13 protein-coding genes are annotated in these 15,972 nt (G+C 62.9%); 4 read left to right on the top strand and 9 right to left on the bottom strand.

What is annotated here, in order from left to right; all coding sequences use genetic code 11:
* From WC739_RS09620 to WC739_RS09595, 6 genes are all read right to left on the bottom strand, one after another.
* A partial coding sequence (locus tag WC739_RS09620) for an efflux RND transporter permease subunit (protein WP_372952796.1) occupies positions 1-2,358 on the bottom strand: 2,358 nt, incomplete at its 3' end.
* Positions 2,355-3,614, bottom strand: a complete 1,260-nt coding sequence (locus WC739_RS09615) for an efflux RND transporter periplasmic adaptor subunit (protein WP_372952795.1) — start codon at positions 3,612-3,614, stop codon at positions 2,355-2,357. The genes WC739_RS09615 and WC739_RS09620, both read right to left, overlap by 4 nt.
* 220 nt (positions 3,615-3,834) lie before the next feature.
* A complete protein-coding gene (locus tag WC739_RS09610; RefSeq protein ID WP_372952794.1) occupies positions 3,835-4,305 on the bottom strand; it encodes a nucleoside deaminase in 471 nt (156 codons plus the stop codon).
* Between the two features lie 121 nt (positions 4,306-4,426).
* Entirely contained in the window at positions 4,427-5,023 is a 597-nt protein-coding gene (locus tag WC739_RS09605) for a LysE family translocator (RefSeq protein ID WP_372952793.1), read from the bottom strand.
* A 64-nt stretch (positions 5,024-5,087) separates the two neighbouring features.
* Complete coding sequence (gene ilvN / locus WC739_RS09600; RefSeq protein WP_027044849.1) at positions 5,088-5,660, bottom strand: acetolactate synthase small subunit; 573 nt, start codon at positions 5,658-5,660, stop codon at positions 5,088-5,090.
* Positions 5,661-5,717: 57 nt separating this feature from the next.
* Entirely contained in the window at positions 5,718-7,499 is a 1,782-nt protein-coding gene (locus tag WC739_RS09595) for an acetolactate synthase 3 large subunit (protein WP_372952792.1), read from the bottom strand.
* A gap of 441 nt (positions 7,500-7,940) precedes the next feature.
* Between WC739_RS09595 and WC739_RS09590 the strand changes: the two genes are divergently transcribed.
* Positions 7,941-9,743: an NAD(P)-binding domain-containing protein gene (locus WC739_RS09590; protein WP_372952791.1), complete on the top strand. Its 1,803-nt coding sequence runs from the start codon at positions 7,941-7,943 to the stop codon at positions 9,741-9,743.
* A 50-nt stretch (positions 9,744-9,793) separates the two neighbouring features.
* On the opposite strand, the gene WC739_RS09585 is transcribed toward WC739_RS09590, so the two are convergent.
* Positions 9,794-10,321: a GNAT family N-acetyltransferase gene (locus WC739_RS09585; RefSeq protein WP_372952790.1), complete on the bottom strand. Its 528-nt coding sequence runs from the start codon at positions 10,319-10,321 to the stop codon at positions 9,794-9,796.
* 175 nt (positions 10,322-10,496) lie between these two features.
* Here WC739_RS09585 and WC739_RS09580 point away from each other — a divergent pair, with 175 nt between their 5' ends.
* The gene (locus WC739_RS09580; RefSeq protein WP_372952789.1) at positions 10,497-12,326 is read left to right on the top strand and encodes an ATP-binding protein; all 1,830 of its coding nucleotides are present in this window, start codon (positions 10,497-10,499) and stop codon (positions 12,324-12,326) included.
* 217 nt (positions 12,327-12,543) lie between these two features.
* Here WC739_RS09580 and WC739_RS09575 read toward each other — a convergent pair whose 3' ends face one another.
* The gene (locus WC739_RS09575; protein WP_372952788.1) at positions 12,544-13,335 is read right to left on the bottom strand and encodes a GGDEF domain-containing protein; all 792 of its coding nucleotides are present in this window, start codon (positions 13,333-13,335) and stop codon (positions 12,544-12,546) included.
* Between the two features lie 105 nt (positions 13,336-13,440).
* Entirely contained in the window at positions 13,441-14,400 is a 960-nt protein-coding gene (miaA, locus tag WC739_RS09570) for a tRNA (adenosine(37)-N6)-dimethylallyltransferase MiaA (protein ID WP_372952798.1), read from the bottom strand.
* On the opposite strand from miaA, the gene serB reads away from it, so the two are divergent.
* Together serB and WC739_RS09560 are read left to right on the top strand one after the other, a co-directional pair.
* Positions 14,399-15,286 carry a phosphoserine phosphatase SerB gene (gene serB, locus WC739_RS09565; RefSeq protein WP_372952787.1) on the top strand — a complete coding sequence of 296 codons (888 nt, stop codon included), beginning with the start codon at positions 14,399-14,401 and terminating at the stop codon, positions 15,284-15,286. The two genes, miaA and serB, sit on opposite strands and share 2 nt — an antisense overlap.
* Positions 15,283-15,855: a GNAT family N-acetyltransferase gene (locus WC739_RS09560; RefSeq protein ID WP_372952786.1), complete on the top strand. Its 573-nt coding sequence runs from the start codon at positions 15,283-15,285 to the stop codon at positions 15,853-15,855. Before serB ends, WC739_RS09560 begins: the two co-directional genes overlap by 4 nt.
* Positions 15,856-15,972: the final 117 nt, after the last annotated feature.

Here is a 15,972-nt window from a genome sequence, read left to right as displayed (position 1 = left end):
ATCGACGCGCGCGAAGGCGCCGAGCGGCACCAGGCTGCCGCTCGCTGTCCGAACCTGTATGGCCAGCATCCGCTCCGGCGACCAGGCGATCTTCGGATCGAGCTCCATGATCACCTCATAGCTGTCGGCCGAGCCGAAGATGGTCGAGACCTGTTGCGTGCCGAAACCGCCATAGAGGCTTGAACGCAATGTGTCGGTGTCGATCCCGAGCGTCGCGGCCTTGTCCCGGTCGACCACGAGCGTTGCCTGCAAGGCGTTGTTTTGCAGGTCGTTGGTGACGTCGGTGAAAGCCGCGTGGTCCGCCGCCATCGCGTCGGACAGCTTCTGCGCCCAGCTGTCGGTCGCCTGCGTGTCCAGACCCTGCACCACCAGTTGGTAGGCACTGGCCGACGAGCGTGAGCCCAGGCGCAGGTTCTGCACCGGCTGCATGTAGGTTTCGATGCCGGGCACATTGGCCAGCTGCTTGCGCAGGTCCGACAGCACCTTGTCGATGTCGGGGCGCTGGTCCTTGTCTTTCAGCTGCACGTAGAGCTGACCCTGGTTGAGCGCCCTGCCGCCGCCGCCGGCCGAATAGGCGACATGCGAGACATAGGGCGAGTGGGAAAAGACGTCGGCCACCTGCCCTTGCAACTTGACCATGGCGTCGAAGGAAATGTCTTGGCGGGCGATGGAGGTCACCGACACTTGGCCGATGTCTTCCTGCGGAAAGAAGCCCTTCGGCGAAATCTGGATCAGCCAGACCGAGGCCGCGGCCGTAGCGACGAAAACCAGGAACACCAGGAAGGTGTGGCGCAGACAGAAGGTCAGCATCCAGTCATAGCCGCGCAAGAAGAAATTTTGCTTCTTGTTTTCATCATGGGCGGCTTCACGATCGGCCTTCGATACCGACAGCAGCCTCGAGCACAGCATCGGCGTCAGCGTCAGCGAGACGAACATCGACGCCAGGATGGCGACCGTCACCACCACCGCGAACTCGTTGAAGATGCGTCCGATGACGCCGCCCATCAGCAGCACGGGGATGAAGACCGCGACCAGCGATATCGAGATCGAGATGATGGTGAAGCCGATCTCGCGCGCGCCTTTCAGCGAGGCCTCGAAGGCCGAGAGCCCATCCTCCTCCATGTGGCGGAAAATGTTCTCCAGCATGACGATGGCGTCGTCGACGACAAGCCCGACCGCCAGGGTCAGGCCCATCAGCGAGATGTTGTCGATGGAGAAGCCGAACAGGAACATCACGCCGAGCGTGGCGATGAGCGAGATCGGCACCGCCACGGCCGGGATGATCGTCGCCGTGACCCGCCGCAGGAACAGGAAGATCACCATGATCACCAGGGCGATGGTGAGCAGGAGCGTGAACTGGACGTCGTCGACGGCGGCCCGGATCGATGTCGAGCGGTCGTTGAGCAGCTTGATGCTGGCCGCCGCCGGCATCTGGTCCTGGAAGGATGGCAGCATCGCCTTGACGCGGTCCACCACGTCGACCGTGTTCGCGTCGGGCTGGCGCTGAACCGCCAGGATGACCGCGCGCGTGCCGTCATACCAGCTTGCCGTCGTCGTGGTTTCGACCGAATCGATGACGCGGGTGACCTCGCCCAGACGCACCGGGTGCCCGTTCTTGGTCGCGATGATGAGATCGGAAAAGCCCGCCGCGTTGTTCAGTTGTGTGTTCGCGGTGATGGTCAACTGTTGCTGGTTGTTCTGAAGCACGCCGAGCGGCGTATTGCTGTTGGCGGATGCAATCGCCGTTTGCAGCTGGTCGATCGAGATGCCGCGCGCCGCGAGCGCCGTCGGATCGATCTGGACACGCACGGCGTATTTTTGCTGGCCGAAGATCGACACCTGCGCCACCCCGTCGATCGTCGACAGCGATGGCGAGATGACATTCTCGGCGAAGGCATCGAGATCGGTCAGCGGCACCGTGTCGCTGACAAGCGACATCAGCAGGATCGGCGCATCGGCAGGATTGACCTTGCGGTAGCTTGGCGGCGCGGTCATTTCCGGCGGCAATTGCCGCTGCGTGCGCGCGATCGCTGCCTGCACGTCGGCCGCCGCTGCGTCGATGTCACGGTTGAGCACGAACTGGATGGCGATCGAGGTCGAGCCAAGCGAATTGGTGGTGGAGATGGAATCGATGCCGGCAATCGTGGCGAACTGCTTGATCAGCGGCGTCGCCACCGATGTGGCCATGGTCTCAGGCGATGCGCCAGGCAGCGAGGCCGACACATTGACCACCGGGAACTCCGCGCTCGGCAGTGCCGCCACCGGCAGGAACTTGTAGGCAAACAGTCCGCCCAGCACGAGGGCGAACGACATCAGCAGCGTGGCGACCGGCCTTCGAATGCAGAATTCGGAGATCATTGCGCCGCCCCGCCGGTGCTGGTCGCCGCAGCCACCTTGGGAGCAGCCTGGCCGTCGCCGCCCGCAGTGGCTTTTCCTTCATGCACCGCCGCACCGTTCTTCAGCCTTGTCTGGCCCTCGACGACGATGCGCTCACCGCTCTTTAGCCCCTGGCTGATGGCGCTGTTTGCGCCTGCGGACATCGCCACGCTCACGGGCCGCATCTCCACCGTGTTGTCCGGCTTGACCACATAGACGAACGGTCCCTTCTGGCTGGGCTGGACGGCCACTGTCGGAACCGATGTCATGTGCGGCATGGTGCCGGCCTCCAGCAGGACATTCACGTATTGGCCCGGCCACAGCGAAAGATCGGCATTAGGCACGCTTGCCCGCGTCGCGATCGTGCCCGAAGCGGTGTCGACGCTTGAATCGACGAAGTCGAGCGTCCCCTTGCCGATCGGTGTCGGGTTGCCATCCGTGGTCAGCGTCACCGCACCCTGCACCGGCGTCGCCAGCGCCTTGTGCACCAGCGCAAGATTGCTCTCGGGGAGATTGAAGTTGACCTGCAGCGGATCCATCTGGGTGATGGTCACCAGCGGGGTCGCCGTACTGCTGTTGCCGCTGCTGGTGGTAACGAGGTCGCCCACCGCCACGCTGGCCGCGCCCAACCTGCCGGAAATCGGCGCCGTGATGGTGGCGAAGCCAAGCTGGACGTTGTCGGCGTCGATCGTCGCCTTGTCGGCATCGACGGTCGCCGCGGCAGCCTTCTGCGCCGCCGCCGCCTGGTCGTATGTCTGCTGCGTGCCGGCCTGCTTGGCGACCAGGTCCTTGGCACGCTGAAGATCGGACTGGGAGCTGATCAGCATCGCCTGGTCCTTGGCCAGCGTCGCCTGGTCCTTGGCCAATTGCGCCTTCAAGGCGCGATCATCCAGCGAAAACAGAACGTCGCCGGCCTTGACCATTTGCCCGTCCTTGACGTCGATCGAGACGATCTGGCTGGACACGCGCGCATTGATGTTGACGACCGCGGGCGAGGAAATGAAACCGATGGCATAGCGCCGGACCGGGAAATCGGCGGTCGAGGCAACGGCGGAGAGGATCGACGTGGACCGCGCCGCGTTGGCGCCCTGTTGGCTCGAGGCCGGCTTGTCGTATGCGACAGCCTGCTTCCTGCCGATGAGTTGTTGAACCTCGCCAAGCAATGTTGGTGACAGATAGAGCGCCGCCGCGACGAGACAGGCCACCGCCAGCAGTGAACCGATAATTCTTCCAAGCATCGAGAAAGGCCTCTCCGTCCGACACGCCGTGGCAGGGTGGTCGTATTGCAACGAAACTCACACGGCCGGTTGCCGCGATTTCGCCGAATAGATAGGACGCTGCTTTGTCCGAAAAGGGCCAAAACACGGCATTACGAAGATTTAATGTGCACTGCACAATAGGTGTGCAGCCCGCCACGGGCACGGGCTCAGGCCCGTCCCAGGCTTCGCCAGCCAGGCCCTAAGCCTTGCCCAGATGCCTCGGCCAGAACTCCTGATGGACTTCGGCGGCTTCGTCTTCGAGGATCGGGCCAACCACGGTGACGATGCGCGCGCCGGTTTGCAGCACTGCCCGGCTCGGCACGTTCAACCCGATCCCAGCGATCTCGCCAAGCCGCGCTTCGGAGCACGCAAACACCATGCGCCCGACGCCCGACCAATAGATCGCCCCGGAGCACATCGCGCACGGCTCCGTGCTGGTGTAGAGCGTGCAGTCAGCCAGAAAAGCAGGGTCGTAATGTTGTGCCGCCAGTTTCACCAGGTTCATCTCGGCGTGGTTCGTCATGTCGTGGCCGGTGAAGACACTGTTTTCGGCGCGCAGGATGACTTCGCCGTCCTTCACCAGCACCGAGCCAAACGGCTCGTCGCCGCGTTCCACTGCGGATTTCGAGAGCGCAATCGCCTCGCGTAAGAACGGCTCGTGGCTTTCCATCGGAGTCCTCCCAAGTGGCTGAGCCAGATGACCTTGTCTTGAAGCGGACGGATTTCCAAGGGCTGCACCGCAGATTTTGAGCCGCACCGCCGCAACGGCCTCTGGTCAATGAGATTTGCGCCTAGCGCAGCATCGGCCACAGCGTCGCCGCCAGCAGCACGCCCATGACGATGTTGAACCATTTCAGCCGCACCGGGTCCGACAGGAATCCACGCAGCGCCGTACCGAATCCCGCCCAGATCGAAACGCTCGGCAGGTTGACGACGGCGAAGGCGATCGAGATCAGCGCCACCGAGACGAATGGGCGATCGGGGTTGGTGTAGACAGCCATGGCGGTGATCGCCATCACCCAGGCCTTGGGATTGACCCACTGAAACGCCGCCGCCTCGATGAAGCGCATCGGCCGCGCTTCCGCCTCCCCCTTGCCGCTCAACGAGCGCGACATGGCGATCTTCCAGGCGAGATAGAGCAGATAGGCGGCGCCGGCGACCTTGAGCGCGTTGTGCAGCGCCGGGAACGCCGTCAGCACCGCGCCGAGCCCGAAGCCGACGGCGAGCAACAGGACCAGAAAGCCGATGCTGATGCCCAGCATGTGCGGCACCGTCCGGGCAATGCCGAAATTGACGCCGGAGGCCAGCAGCATGAGGTTGTTCGGCCCCGGTGTGACGGACGTCACGAAGGCGTAGACGAGCAGAGCGAGGAACGAGTCGAGTGACACGATGTCCTCCCAGATAAAATTAGGCCGCCGGCGGGCGCGCGCCAACGCCGCGAAGCGTCGACGACTACATCGCCTGCGGGCCGCGGTTCAACGCCGCCACGCCGGTGCGGCAGATCTCGACCAGGCCGAGCGGCTTCATGATGGCAATGAACTGATCGATCTTGGTGCCCTTGCCGGTGATCTCGAAGATGAAATGCTCGGTGTTGGCATCGATGACGCTGGCGCGGAACGCATCAGCCAGCCGCAGCGCCTCGACGCGGGCCTCGCCGGTGCCGGCGACCTTGACCAGCGCCAGTTCCCGCTCGAGAGGCCGCTCCTGGCCGGATTCGTGTGAGCGCACGGTGAGATCGACCACGCGGTGAACCGGCACGATGCGTTCGAGCTGGTGCTTGATCTGCTCCAGCACATGCGGCGTGCCGCGCGTCACGATGGTGATGCGAGACAGGTGCTTTTCATGCTCGGTCTCGGAGACGGTCAGGCTCTCGATGTTGTAGCCGCGCCCGGAGAACAGGCCGATGACCCGGGCAAGCACGCCCGGCTCGTTGTCGACCAGCACGGAGAGCGTATGGTTCTCGGGCTTCTCGGTTTCCTTGGCGATGAAATAGGCGGAACCGGTCGGTTGAAGCTGTGCGTTCATGACATGAATCTCGATTTCAAACTCTTGTTCTAACTCTGTGTTCTGGCACGGCTTCCGCTACACCAGCTCCCTGCCCTTGGCATCGATGGCGTTGGCGACGGCTTCGTCGGTCGCCTCGTCCGGCAGCAGCATCTCGTTATGTGCCTTGCCCGACGGAATCATCGGGAAGCAATTGGCAAGGTTCGCCACGCGGCAGTCGAACAGCACCGGCTTCTTGACCGAGATCATCTCCTTGATCGCATCGTCGAGCTCGTCCGGCTTTTCGCAGCGGATGCCATGGCCGCCATAGGCCTCGGCCAGCTTGACGAAATCTGGCATCGCCTCGGTGTAGGAATGAGACAGCCGGTTGCCGTGCAGCAGCTGCTGCCACTGCCGCACCATGCCCATATACTGGTTGTTGAGGATGAAGATCTTGATCGGCGCGTTGTGCTGCACCGCCGCGCTCATCTCCTGCATCGTCATCTGCACCGACGCGTCGCCGGCGATATCGATGACCAGCGCATCGGGATGCGCGATCTGCACGCCGAGTGCCGCCGGCAGGCCATAGCCCATCGTGCCCAGGCCGCCCGACGTCATCCAGCGGTTCGGTTTCTCGAAATGATAGTGCTGCGCCGCCCACATCTGGTGCTGCCCGACCTCGGTGGTGATGTAGGTGTCCATGCCCTTGGTCAGCTCGTACAGCCGCTCGATGGCATATTGCGGCATGATGACGTCGTGATTCATCTTGTAGGCGAGTGAATCGCGGCCGCGCCATTTGGCGATCTGCTCCCACCAGGGATAAAGCGCCTTCTTGTCGGCCCTGGCGCTAGCCCGCCACAACCGAACCATATCTTCCAGCACACGGCCGACATCGCCGATGATCGGCACGTCGGTGTGGACGTTCTTGTTGATCGACGACGGATCGATGTCGATGTGGATCTTCTTCGAGTTGGGCGAAAAGGCATTGAGCCGCCCGGTGATGCGATCGTCGAAGCGCGCGCCGATGCAGACCATCACGTCGCAATCATGCATGGCCATGTTGGCTTCGTAGGTGCCATGCATGCCGAGCATGCCCATCCAGTTCTTGCCCGATGCCGGGTAGGCGCCAAGACCCATCAGCGTCGAGGTGATCGGGAAACCGGTGAGATCGACCAGTTCGCGCAGCAGATGGCTCGCTTCCGGGCCGGAATTGATGACGCCGCCGCCCGAATAGATGATCGGTTTGCGGGCCCCGGCCATCAGGTCGACGGCCGTCTTGATCTTGTCCAGGTCGCCCTGGACCTTGGGCTGGTAGCTCGTGCGCGGCGCGATCCGCGGCGGCACGTAGAACCCCTTGGCGAACTGCACGTCCTTCGGGATGTCGACCACGACCGGTCCGGGACGGCCCGTCGTCGCGACATGGAAAGCCTCGTGAATGGTGGCGGCGAGTTCGTTGACGTCCTTCACCAGCCAGTTGTGCTTGGTGCAGGGGCGTGTGATGCCGACCGTGTCGCACTCCTGGAACGCGTCGGAGCCGATCAGCGAGGTCGGCACCTGGCCGGTCAGGCAGACCAGCGGGATGGAGTCCATCAGCGCGTCCTGCAATGGCGTCACGGCGTTGGTGGCGCCCGGTCCCGAGGTCACCAGCATGACGCCGGCCTTGCCCGTCGAACGCGCATAGCCCTCCGCCGCATGGCCGGCGCCCTGCTCGTGGCGGACCAGGATGTGCTCGACCTCGTCCTGCTGGAAGATCTCGTCATAGATCGGAAGGACGGCGCCGCCCGGATAGCCGAACACATGCTTGACGCCATTGTCCTTCAGCGCCTGCACCACCATTTCGGCGCCCGTCATTTCGCGCCGCTCACTTTGTCCGTTGCTCATCGGTCTGGTCCCGTACTGTCCGCCGTCTGGCGATTGCTGGTCGTTTAGTCGTGTCTCGGGCAATAAAAAAGGCCCCCGAGGGAGCCTGTGTCTTGCGCATGGGGGGTTTTCGCCCGGCGGTTACACCGCCTTGCCCACGCGCCTTCCTACGAGAATGAGTGCCTTTTTCATTGTGGCGGACAATAGAATTGGTTTTGCGGCGCTGTCAACGGCGAATGTGCTGGCAATTCGCGACAAAGGCATATGGCCTCGCCTGCTCCCGAGCCGGACGACTCGATGGCCATTGGATGCCGCACTAGGCTATAAGCCATTGAAAACACTACAAACTATTGGAGGGCGTGACGGCAGGCCGGTTTTCGCGAAATACTTCGCCTATTCCGGACGCCACTGTCCGGCTCAAATCCGCTCGATCAAGAAGCGGTCCGATCCCGGAGGAAACGCATGCTCGACAAGGCCCCAAACAAGAAACTCTCCGACCTGCTCGACAAATTCGGCGGCGCCCTCGCCGCCGGCGACATCGACCAAGCCGTCGATTGTTTTCAGGAGGACTGCTACTGGCGCGACCTCGTCGCGTTTACCTGGAACATCAAGACGATGGAAGGCCGCGAGCAGATCCGCGACATGTTGAAAAGCCAGTTGCCGAAGACGAAACCCTCGCACTTCGCGATCGCCGAGGGCGAGGACGCGACCGAAAGCGGTGGATTGATCGAAGGCTGGATCAGATTCGAGACCGAGGTGGCGCGCGGTTTTGGCCACATAAGGCTGAAGGACGGCAGGATCTGGACCTTGCTCACCACCATGGTCGAGTTGAAGGGACATGAAGAGCCGGCTGGCTTCGCGCGGCCGATGGGCGCCAAGCACGGCGCGGGCAAGAACCGTCCGACATGGAAGGAGGAGCGCGAGAAGGAGGCAGCCGAACTCGGCTTCGTCACCCAGCCCTACACCGTCATCATCGGCGGCGGCCAGGGCGGCATCGCGCTTGGCGCGCGGTTGCGGCAGCTCGGCGTGCCCACCATCATCATCGAGAAGAACGAGCGGGCCGGCGACAGCTGGCGCAACCGCTACAAGTCGCTCTGCCTGCACGATCCGGTCTGGTACGACCATATGCCTTACATCGATTTCCCGAAGAACTGGCCGGTCTTCTCGCCGAAGGACAAGATCGGCGATTGGCTCGAAATGTACGCCAAGGTGATGGAGCTGAACTACTGGTCCTCAACGGAAGCCAAAAGCGCTTCCTATGACGAGGCGAAGAAGGAATGGACGGTCGTCGTCCGCCGCGACGGCAAGGATATCACGCTCAAGCCAAAGCAATTGGTGCTGGCGACGGGACAGTCAGGCAAGCCCAACATTCCCAAATTCAAGGGCATGGAGAGCTTCAAGGGCGAGCAACACCATTCCTCGAAACATCCCGGTCCCGACGCCTATGTCGGCAAGAAGGTGGTCGTCATCGGGTCCAACAATTCGGCCCACGACATCTGCGCCGCACTTTGGGAAGCCGGTGTCGACGTCACCATGGTGCAGCGCTCGACGACCCACATCGTCAAGTCCGACACGCTTATGGATATCGGCCTCGGCTCGCTCTATTCGGAACAAGCGGTGCAAAACGGCATGACGACGGCCAAGGCCGACCTGATCTTCGCCTCCCTGCCCTACAAGATCCTGCCCGAGTTCCAGATCCCGCTGTATGCGAAGATGAAGGAGCGCGACGCGGCTTTCTACGAGGGGTTGGAGAAGGCCGGCTTCATGCTCGACTGGGGCGATGACGGCTCCGGCCTGTTCATGAAATATCTCAGGCGCGGTTCCGGCTACTACATCGATATCGGCGCCTCGCAGTTGATCATCGATGGCGCCATCAAGCTGAAGAGCGGCGTGGATGTCACGGAGATCAGGGAGCACTCGGTGCTGCTCAGCGACGGCACCGAACTGCCCGCCGATGTCATCGTCTACGCCACCGGTTACGGCTCGATGAATGGCTGGGCCGCGGACCTGATCTCGAAAGAGGTCGCCGACAAGGTCGGCAAATGCTGGGGCCTCGGCTCGAACACCACCAAGGATCCGGGCCCCTGGGAAGGCGAGCAACGCAACATGTGGAAACCGACCCAACAGGAAGCCCTGTGGTTCCACGGCGGCAACCTCCACCAGTCGCGTCACTATTCGCAGTTCCTGGCGCTGCAACTGAAGGCCAGGCAGGTCGGTTTGCCCACGCCCGTCTACGGACTGCAGCAGGTGTACCACAAGGGATAGAAGCCGGCGCCCCGGCTCGGGGCGCCCGCATTGGCCTAACCAGCCGCCGCCTACCGCGATGGGCCTATACGCTTCCAGTAGATCATCGTGCCGGTCAGTCCGCCATGCGGTTTCAGGGCATAGTCCGGTATTTCACCGGCCAGCGTGAACCCGAGTTTCTCGTAGAGGCCCGAGGCGCCCTCCTCCGTCGCCGTGTCGAGGACCAGCAACGTGCGGCCCTTCTCGACCGCGAGGCTCTCGGCAGCCTGCATGAGGCGCCTGCCTATGCCCATGCCCCGATGGCCGACACGCGTCATCATCTTGGCGATCTCGGCCCGGTGCGGCTGGTTGGGTGGGCAATCGAGCAGCAGGGTGACCGTGCCGGCCAGGATTTGTCCGTCCCAGGCGCCCAGTATAACCCTCTCCCCTTTTTCCGCCGACGCCAGCGACTTCTCCCAGAACGCGATTGCCGCCTCCGGCGCCAGCGGGTGCATGAAGCTCACCGATCCGCCCGCCGCGACCGTCTCGATCAACAGATCGGCCAGCTTCTGCCTTGTTTCCGCAGTACCGGTCAGAGCTGTAATCTCGACGGAATTCATGCTTGCTATCCTGTTCCCCCGATGAATGGCCTATGCAGGACCTTGAGCGGATGAGGCACACCGCTTGTCGACAATTTTACCGGTATTCTTAAGTTGTCTTAAACCGTCCCGCCTCATCCGACCTTAACCCGAATTCCGTAGGATCGCAGCCCTGGGAACGGGGATCGGTCTGTCTATGTTTGTCGAACACGAAGCCTCCATTGGCGAAATGACATCGCAGGAACGCCGCGATGCCGTACAGAGCGACCGGCGCATACTCGGCAATGTCGTGCAATGCGACGGCGCCCGCGCCACCATCAGCGCCTATGCGGATGACATCGACGGCGCAGTCACCGGCCTGTGGACGGTCGGCAAGATGATTTCCATTAATCTGGGCACCACGCGAACCGTCGGCCTGGTCTATGCGATCGGCAAGTCGGATCGTGCCTGGAGCAATGAGGGTCAGAACCCGATCGAGGTCAGCATCGAGCTGATCGGAGAGGTGCGCGACGCAGCCGAGCCCGGCGCCAAGCCGGTCTTCGACCGTGGCATCACCACCTACCCCCATATCGGCGCCATTGCGCATCGCATCCGCAGCCACGACCTGCAGGCCGTCTATGACCTGGCCGGGCGCCACTCGATCACCATCGGCACGCTTTCGCAGGACGAGGCGATCGACGCCAACATCGCCATCGACGACACGCTGGCCCGGCACTTCGCCATCGTCGGCACCACCGGCGTCGGCAAGTCCACCGCCGTTTCGCTGCTCTTGCGCAAATCGATCGTCGCGCGGCCCGACCTGCGCATCCTGATTCTCGATCCGCACAATGAGTTTGCGGCGTCGCTGCCCGAATATTGCGTCCGGGTCGATTCCAAGACGCTCGATCTGCCGTTCTGGATGTTCAAGCTGGAGGAGTTCGCCGAGGTGCTGTTTCGCGGACGCGAGACCGTGCCGGAGGAAATCGACGCGCTGCGCGACCTCATTCCGATCGCCAAGAACCTTTACCGCAATCCGAATTCGGCTGCCTTCGTGCGGCGCGGCGGCGGCGATGGGCTGACCGCCGATACGCCGGTGCCCTACCGCATCGTCGATCTCATCAAGCAGATCGACGAGCGCATGGGGATGCTGGAAAGCAAGAATGACCGCCCGACGCTCAAATCGCTCAAAACCCGCATCGAATCGGCGGCTACCGATCCGCGCTATCGTTTCATGTTCAATTCGCGCCTGATCGAAGACACCATCCACGAAACAATCGGCAACATCTTCCGCGTGCCGCACCACGGCCGCCCGGTCACGTGCTTCGAAATGGCCGGCATGCCATCGGAGGTGGTGAATTCCGTCTGTTCGGTGCTGGCGCGGCTGGCCTTCGACCTCGCTCTGTGGAGCGAAGGCAAGCTGCAGCTGCTCCTGCTGTGCGAGGAAGCGCACCGCTACATGCCTGCCGATCCGCGGCTCGGCTTCGCACCGACCAGGCACGCTCTGTCGCGCATCGCCAAGGAAGGCCGCAAATATGGCTGCTATCTCGGCGTCGTGACCCAGCGTCCGGGGGAGCTCGACCCGACCATCCTGTCGCAATGCTCGACCTTCTTCGCCATGCGGCTTGCCAACGAGCAGGACCAGGCGATCATCCGCTCGGCAATCGCCGACTCTTCGGCGTCGACGCTTGCCTTCCTGTCGTCCATGGGCCAGCGCGAGGCCATCGCCTTTGGCGAAGGCGTGGCGACAACCATGCGGCTGAAGTTCGAGAAACTGTCGGCGGAGCTGATCCCCGGTGCATCCAGGCGCGAAGAGGGCATAACGAAGTCCGGCGATGTCGATCTGGTGGCGATCGTCGATCGGCTGCGCAACGTGCCCAAACAGACGCAGCAGGCGATGCCCTTCGCCGAGGTGATCGACTCAAGCCGGCAGGCCGGCGATCCCGACTACCGCAAACCGCCGGCTCCCCGCATCCAGCCGGACGAAGACTTCGACATGCGTTACGGCCTCAAGCCCGCGACCTTTGGCCTGCGCCCCCAGAACGATTGAGCCGGAATCCCCCGGCGATCGACTGGAACGGCGCCAAGCATCCAACAGCTCCGGCTTCGTAGGCCACCTTGAGTAAATCCCGTCAGGGAATTCGTCAGGCTGAGTCCGGGTGGTGCTGTTTTCGAGAACCGGAGCGGAGCGGACATTCAGTCCGTGAGCACCGGAAGCGCAGAAAGCAGCGGCAACCGGCCAGCCTCACGAATTCAATGTTGGGGTTTTAGGCGCAGACGCGGTTGCGGCCTTGCCTCTTCGCCTCATAGAGCTGGCGATCGGCGCGGCGATAGAAACCCTCCGCCGTTTCCTTGCCGTCCCAGACGGCAAGCCCGACGCTGGTGGTGACCTTGAGGCGGACATTGCCGGACAATACCGACATGTTGGCGATCGCCCTGCGGATGCGCTCGGCGAACTTGCTCAGAAGTTCGGAGTCCATGTTGGGCGTGACCACGGCGAACTCCTCGCCGCCTAGCCGCGCCACCACGTCGTGATAGCGCGTCATGTCTTTCAGACAATTGGCGACGGCTCTCAGCACGTCATCGCCGACATCATGGCCGTGCGTATCGTTGACCAGCTTGAAATGATCGAGATCGAGGATCATCAGACCGACAGGCTTTTCGATGCGCCGGAACTCCTCGAGATATTCCTTCAGCGCATCATCGAAATAGCGCCGGTTCTGCATGCCTGTCAGGCTGTCGGTCAGCGCGGCATGCTCCAGCGTTTCGGAACGGGCACTGAGCGAGACCGTCATGGCGCGCAGCTTTCCCTCTTCCGTGGCCTGTTTGCGGATCAGCGGATAAATGAAGAAGATGCCGAAGAACAGCGCGGTTGCCAGGAGCACGCCGCTCGCGACCAACAGCTTGTTGATATAGACGACCTTGTCGAGGCTTGAAGCCGAATGCAGTTCGGAGGTGAAGGTCTGCATCTGCCCATAGCTGTAGAGGGTCACCAGGCCGGCGGCCAGGATCACGAAGATAAAGACGAAAAACGCTGATTCCGCCTTGTGGAAACGCATCTGCTCCCCAGTAGAAAAACACCCGCCGACCTTATGGCATGGGCGACCTTACGGAGGGTTAATTCGGACAACCGTAACGGGAATCGTCCCTTGCACGTCAACTTTTCAGGTTGCAGCGGAGGTGCTCGGTCGCAACATGGTTTCCAGATCGTCACGAGAGTGGATTCTCTGCCATTCCGGGCCCATTTGGTGCCTGAACCAGGTCGCCTGCCGCTTGGCATATTGCCGGGTCGCGATCTTGGCGCGCTCGATCGCCTCGGCAAAACCCATCTCGCCAACCATCGCGGCCCGCAATTCGCGAACGCCGATCGCTTTCATCGCCGGCAAATCCGGATCGAGGTCGAGCGCCGTCAACCGCCCGACCTCCTCCAGCGCGCCCTTGTCCAGCATCCGGTCGAAGCGCGCCTCGATGCGGGTGACCAGGGCGTCCCGATCCGGCTCGATCACGAACAGATGGGCGGTCTCCCCGTCGATCAGCGGGCGACCGCGCCGCGACTGCCATTCGAGGATCGATCGGCCCGACGCATCGAGCACCTCCAGCGCCCGCACCACGCGCTGGCTGTCGGTTGGCTTCAGCGTCATGGCGACGGCTGAATCCTGGCGCAGCAGCAGATCGTACAGTTTGACGGCGCCCTGCTCCTTGAGCTCATAGCGCCAGCGGTCGCGGATCCGTGTCGGGATTTCGGGCATTTCGGAAATGCCCTCGGCCAGCGCCCGGAAATAGAGCCCGGTGCCGCCGACGAAAATCACAGGCCGTTCGGCCAGTGCGCCATCGTCAATCAGCTTCATCACGTCACGCAGCCAGGCGCCGGTGGAATAGGCGGTGGACGGGTGGACATGACCGTAGAGAAAATGCGGCGCGCGCACGAGATCGTCAGCCCCCGGCCGTGCGGTCAGCACGTCGAGAACCGAATAGCCCTGCATGGAATCGGTGTTGACGATGACGCCACCCTTGCGCTCCGCCAGTTCGAGCGCCAGCGCCGACTTGCCGCTCGCGGTCGGCCCGGCTATCAGGATCGCGTTCTTCACGCGGCCCTCGCCCGCCTGTCCGCCGGAATGTTCCATGCCGCTTGTCGCCACGCTTGTTTCCCGTCCCGCCGAACGCGCTTTGTCGCCGTCGCTTGCGAATATGGCGTCGGCGGCGGTCGGCGCAAGCGCTGTCGTGTGGCTTGCCGAAGGGATCGCCTGCGATCTTCCCTTGCCGCCCGGCACTGACGCCGCCGAGGCGCTCCTCGCGCTGGGCGACGCCCTTGCGACGCGGCCGGTTGACGTGATCGTTCAGCAGGCTGAAACGCGGCGAAAGAAAATCCTCGTCGCCGACATGGATTCGACCATGATCGACCAGGAATGCATCGACGAACTGGCCGACGAGATCGGCGTCAAGGATCGCGTCGCCGCCATCACCGCGCGATCGATGAACGGCGAGATCGCCTTCGAGCCCGCCTTGCGCGAGCGCGTGGCTTTGCTGGAAGGCTTGGAAGCCGCCGTGGTCGACCGCATCGTCGCCAACCGGCTGACGCTGGCCTCGGGCGGCGGCACGCTGGTGAGGACCATGCGCGCGAACGGCGCCTGGACGGCTCTCGTGTCAGGCGGGTTCGAGGTGTTCACCACCCGCATCGGCGCCATGCTTGGCTTTCAGGAACACCGCGCCAACCAGCTGCTGGAACAGGATGGACGGTTCACCGGATTGGTTGGAGAGCCGATCCTGGGACGCGCCGCCAAGGCCGATGCTCTGATCGAGATTTCAGCGCGCCTCGGCCTGACACCAGCTGATGTCATCGCCGTCGGCGATGGGGCTAACGATCTCGACATGATCCACCTGGCCGGCACCGGGGTCGCGCTTCACGCCAAGCCCGCCGTGGCGGCACAGGCCAAGGTCCGCATCGACCATGGCGACCTGACCGCACTGCTCTATCTGCAGGGCTACCGCCAGGCCGAATTCGCAGAATGAAACCCTTGCGCACCGAGCGCCTCATCCTGCGCAACTGGGAAGAGCGCGACCGCGAACTCTTCCATCGCATCAACTCTGATGAGCGCGTCATGGAATTCTTCCCGTTCCGGCGTGACCGTGCCGCCGCCGACGCCAAGATGGACGAGGTCCGCGCATGGATCGATGAGGAAGGCCATGGCTTCGCGGCGGCCGAGATCGCCGCCACCGGCGAATGCATCGGCTTTGTCGGCCTCTCGGGGACAGAGGATATCGACATCCTGCCGGCGGGCACGATCGAGATCGGCTGGCGGCTGGCACCCGAATTCTGGGGCAAGGGCTATGTCACCGAGGCCGCGGACGCTTGGCTGGCCTACGGTTTCGAGACATTGGCCGTCAACGAGATCGTCTCCTTTGCCGTCGCGGAAAACCACCGCTCGACCGCCGTGATGAAACGCCTCGGCATGACAGCCGATCCATCAGCCGATTTCGATCATCCCGCCATTCCCGACAGCCATCCGGCGCTCAAGCGGCATGTGCTCTACCGGCTTTCGCGCCGGGACTGGCAGACAAGAAAAAAGGCGGCTGGATAAAGCAATTCCTGGAAAAGTGTGAAGCGGTTTTCCGTCCGGAATTGCTTCAAAACAAAGAGGTAGAGCATTTCGCCGTTTCCGTGAAACGGTGAAATGCTCTACCTGCCCTTTTTGAAC

The organism is Mesorhizobium sp., from assembly GCF_041661565.1.
Lineage (GTDB): Bacteria > Pseudomonadota > Alphaproteobacteria > Rhizobiales > Rhizobiaceae > Mesorhizobium.
Note: the sequence above shows the minus strand (reverse complement) of the source record. Positions and strands in the feature narration are given on the sequence as shown.

Coding starts and splice junctions, on each gene's coding strand:
- WC739_RS09585 (WP_372952790.1), bottom strand. CDS start 10,321: ATGAATTCCGTCGAGATTACAGCTCTGACCGGTACTGCGGAAACAAGG.
- WC739_RS09590 (WP_372952791.1), top strand. CDS start 7,941: ATGCTCGACAAGGCCCCAAACAAGAAACTCTCCGACCTGCTCGACAAA.
- miaA (WP_372952798.1), bottom strand. CDS start 14,400: ATGGAACATTCCGGCGGACAGGCGGGCGAGGGCCGCGTGAAGAACGCG.
- WC739_RS09610 (WP_372952794.1), bottom strand. CDS start 4,305: ATGGAAAGCCACGAGCCGTTCTTACGCGAGGCGATTGCGCTCTCGAAA.
- WC739_RS09615 (WP_372952795.1), bottom strand. CDS start 3,614: ATGCTTGGAAGAATTATCGGTTCACTGCTGGCGGTGGCCTGTCTCGTC.
- WC739_RS09560 (WP_372952786.1), top strand. CDS start 15,283: ATGAAACCCTTGCGCACCGAGCGCCTCATCCTGCGCAACTGGGAAGAG.
- ilvN (WP_027044849.1), bottom strand. CDS start 5,660: ATGAACGCACAGCTTCAACCGACCGGTTCCGCCTATTTCATCGCCAAG.
- WC739_RS09580 (WP_372952789.1), top strand. CDS start 10,497: ATGTTTGTCGAACACGAAGCCTCCATTGGCGAAATGACATCGCAGGAA.
- WC739_RS09595 (WP_372952792.1), bottom strand. CDS start 7,499: ATGAGCAACGGACAAAGTGAGCGGCGCGAAATGACGGGCGCCGAAATG.
- serB (WP_372952787.1), top strand. CDS start 14,399: ATGCCGCTTGTCGCCACGCTTGTTTCCCGTCCCGCCGAACGCGCTTTG.
- WC739_RS09575 (WP_372952788.1), bottom strand. CDS start 13,335: ATGCGTTTCCACAAGGCGGAATCAGCGTTTTTCGTCTTTATCTTCGTG.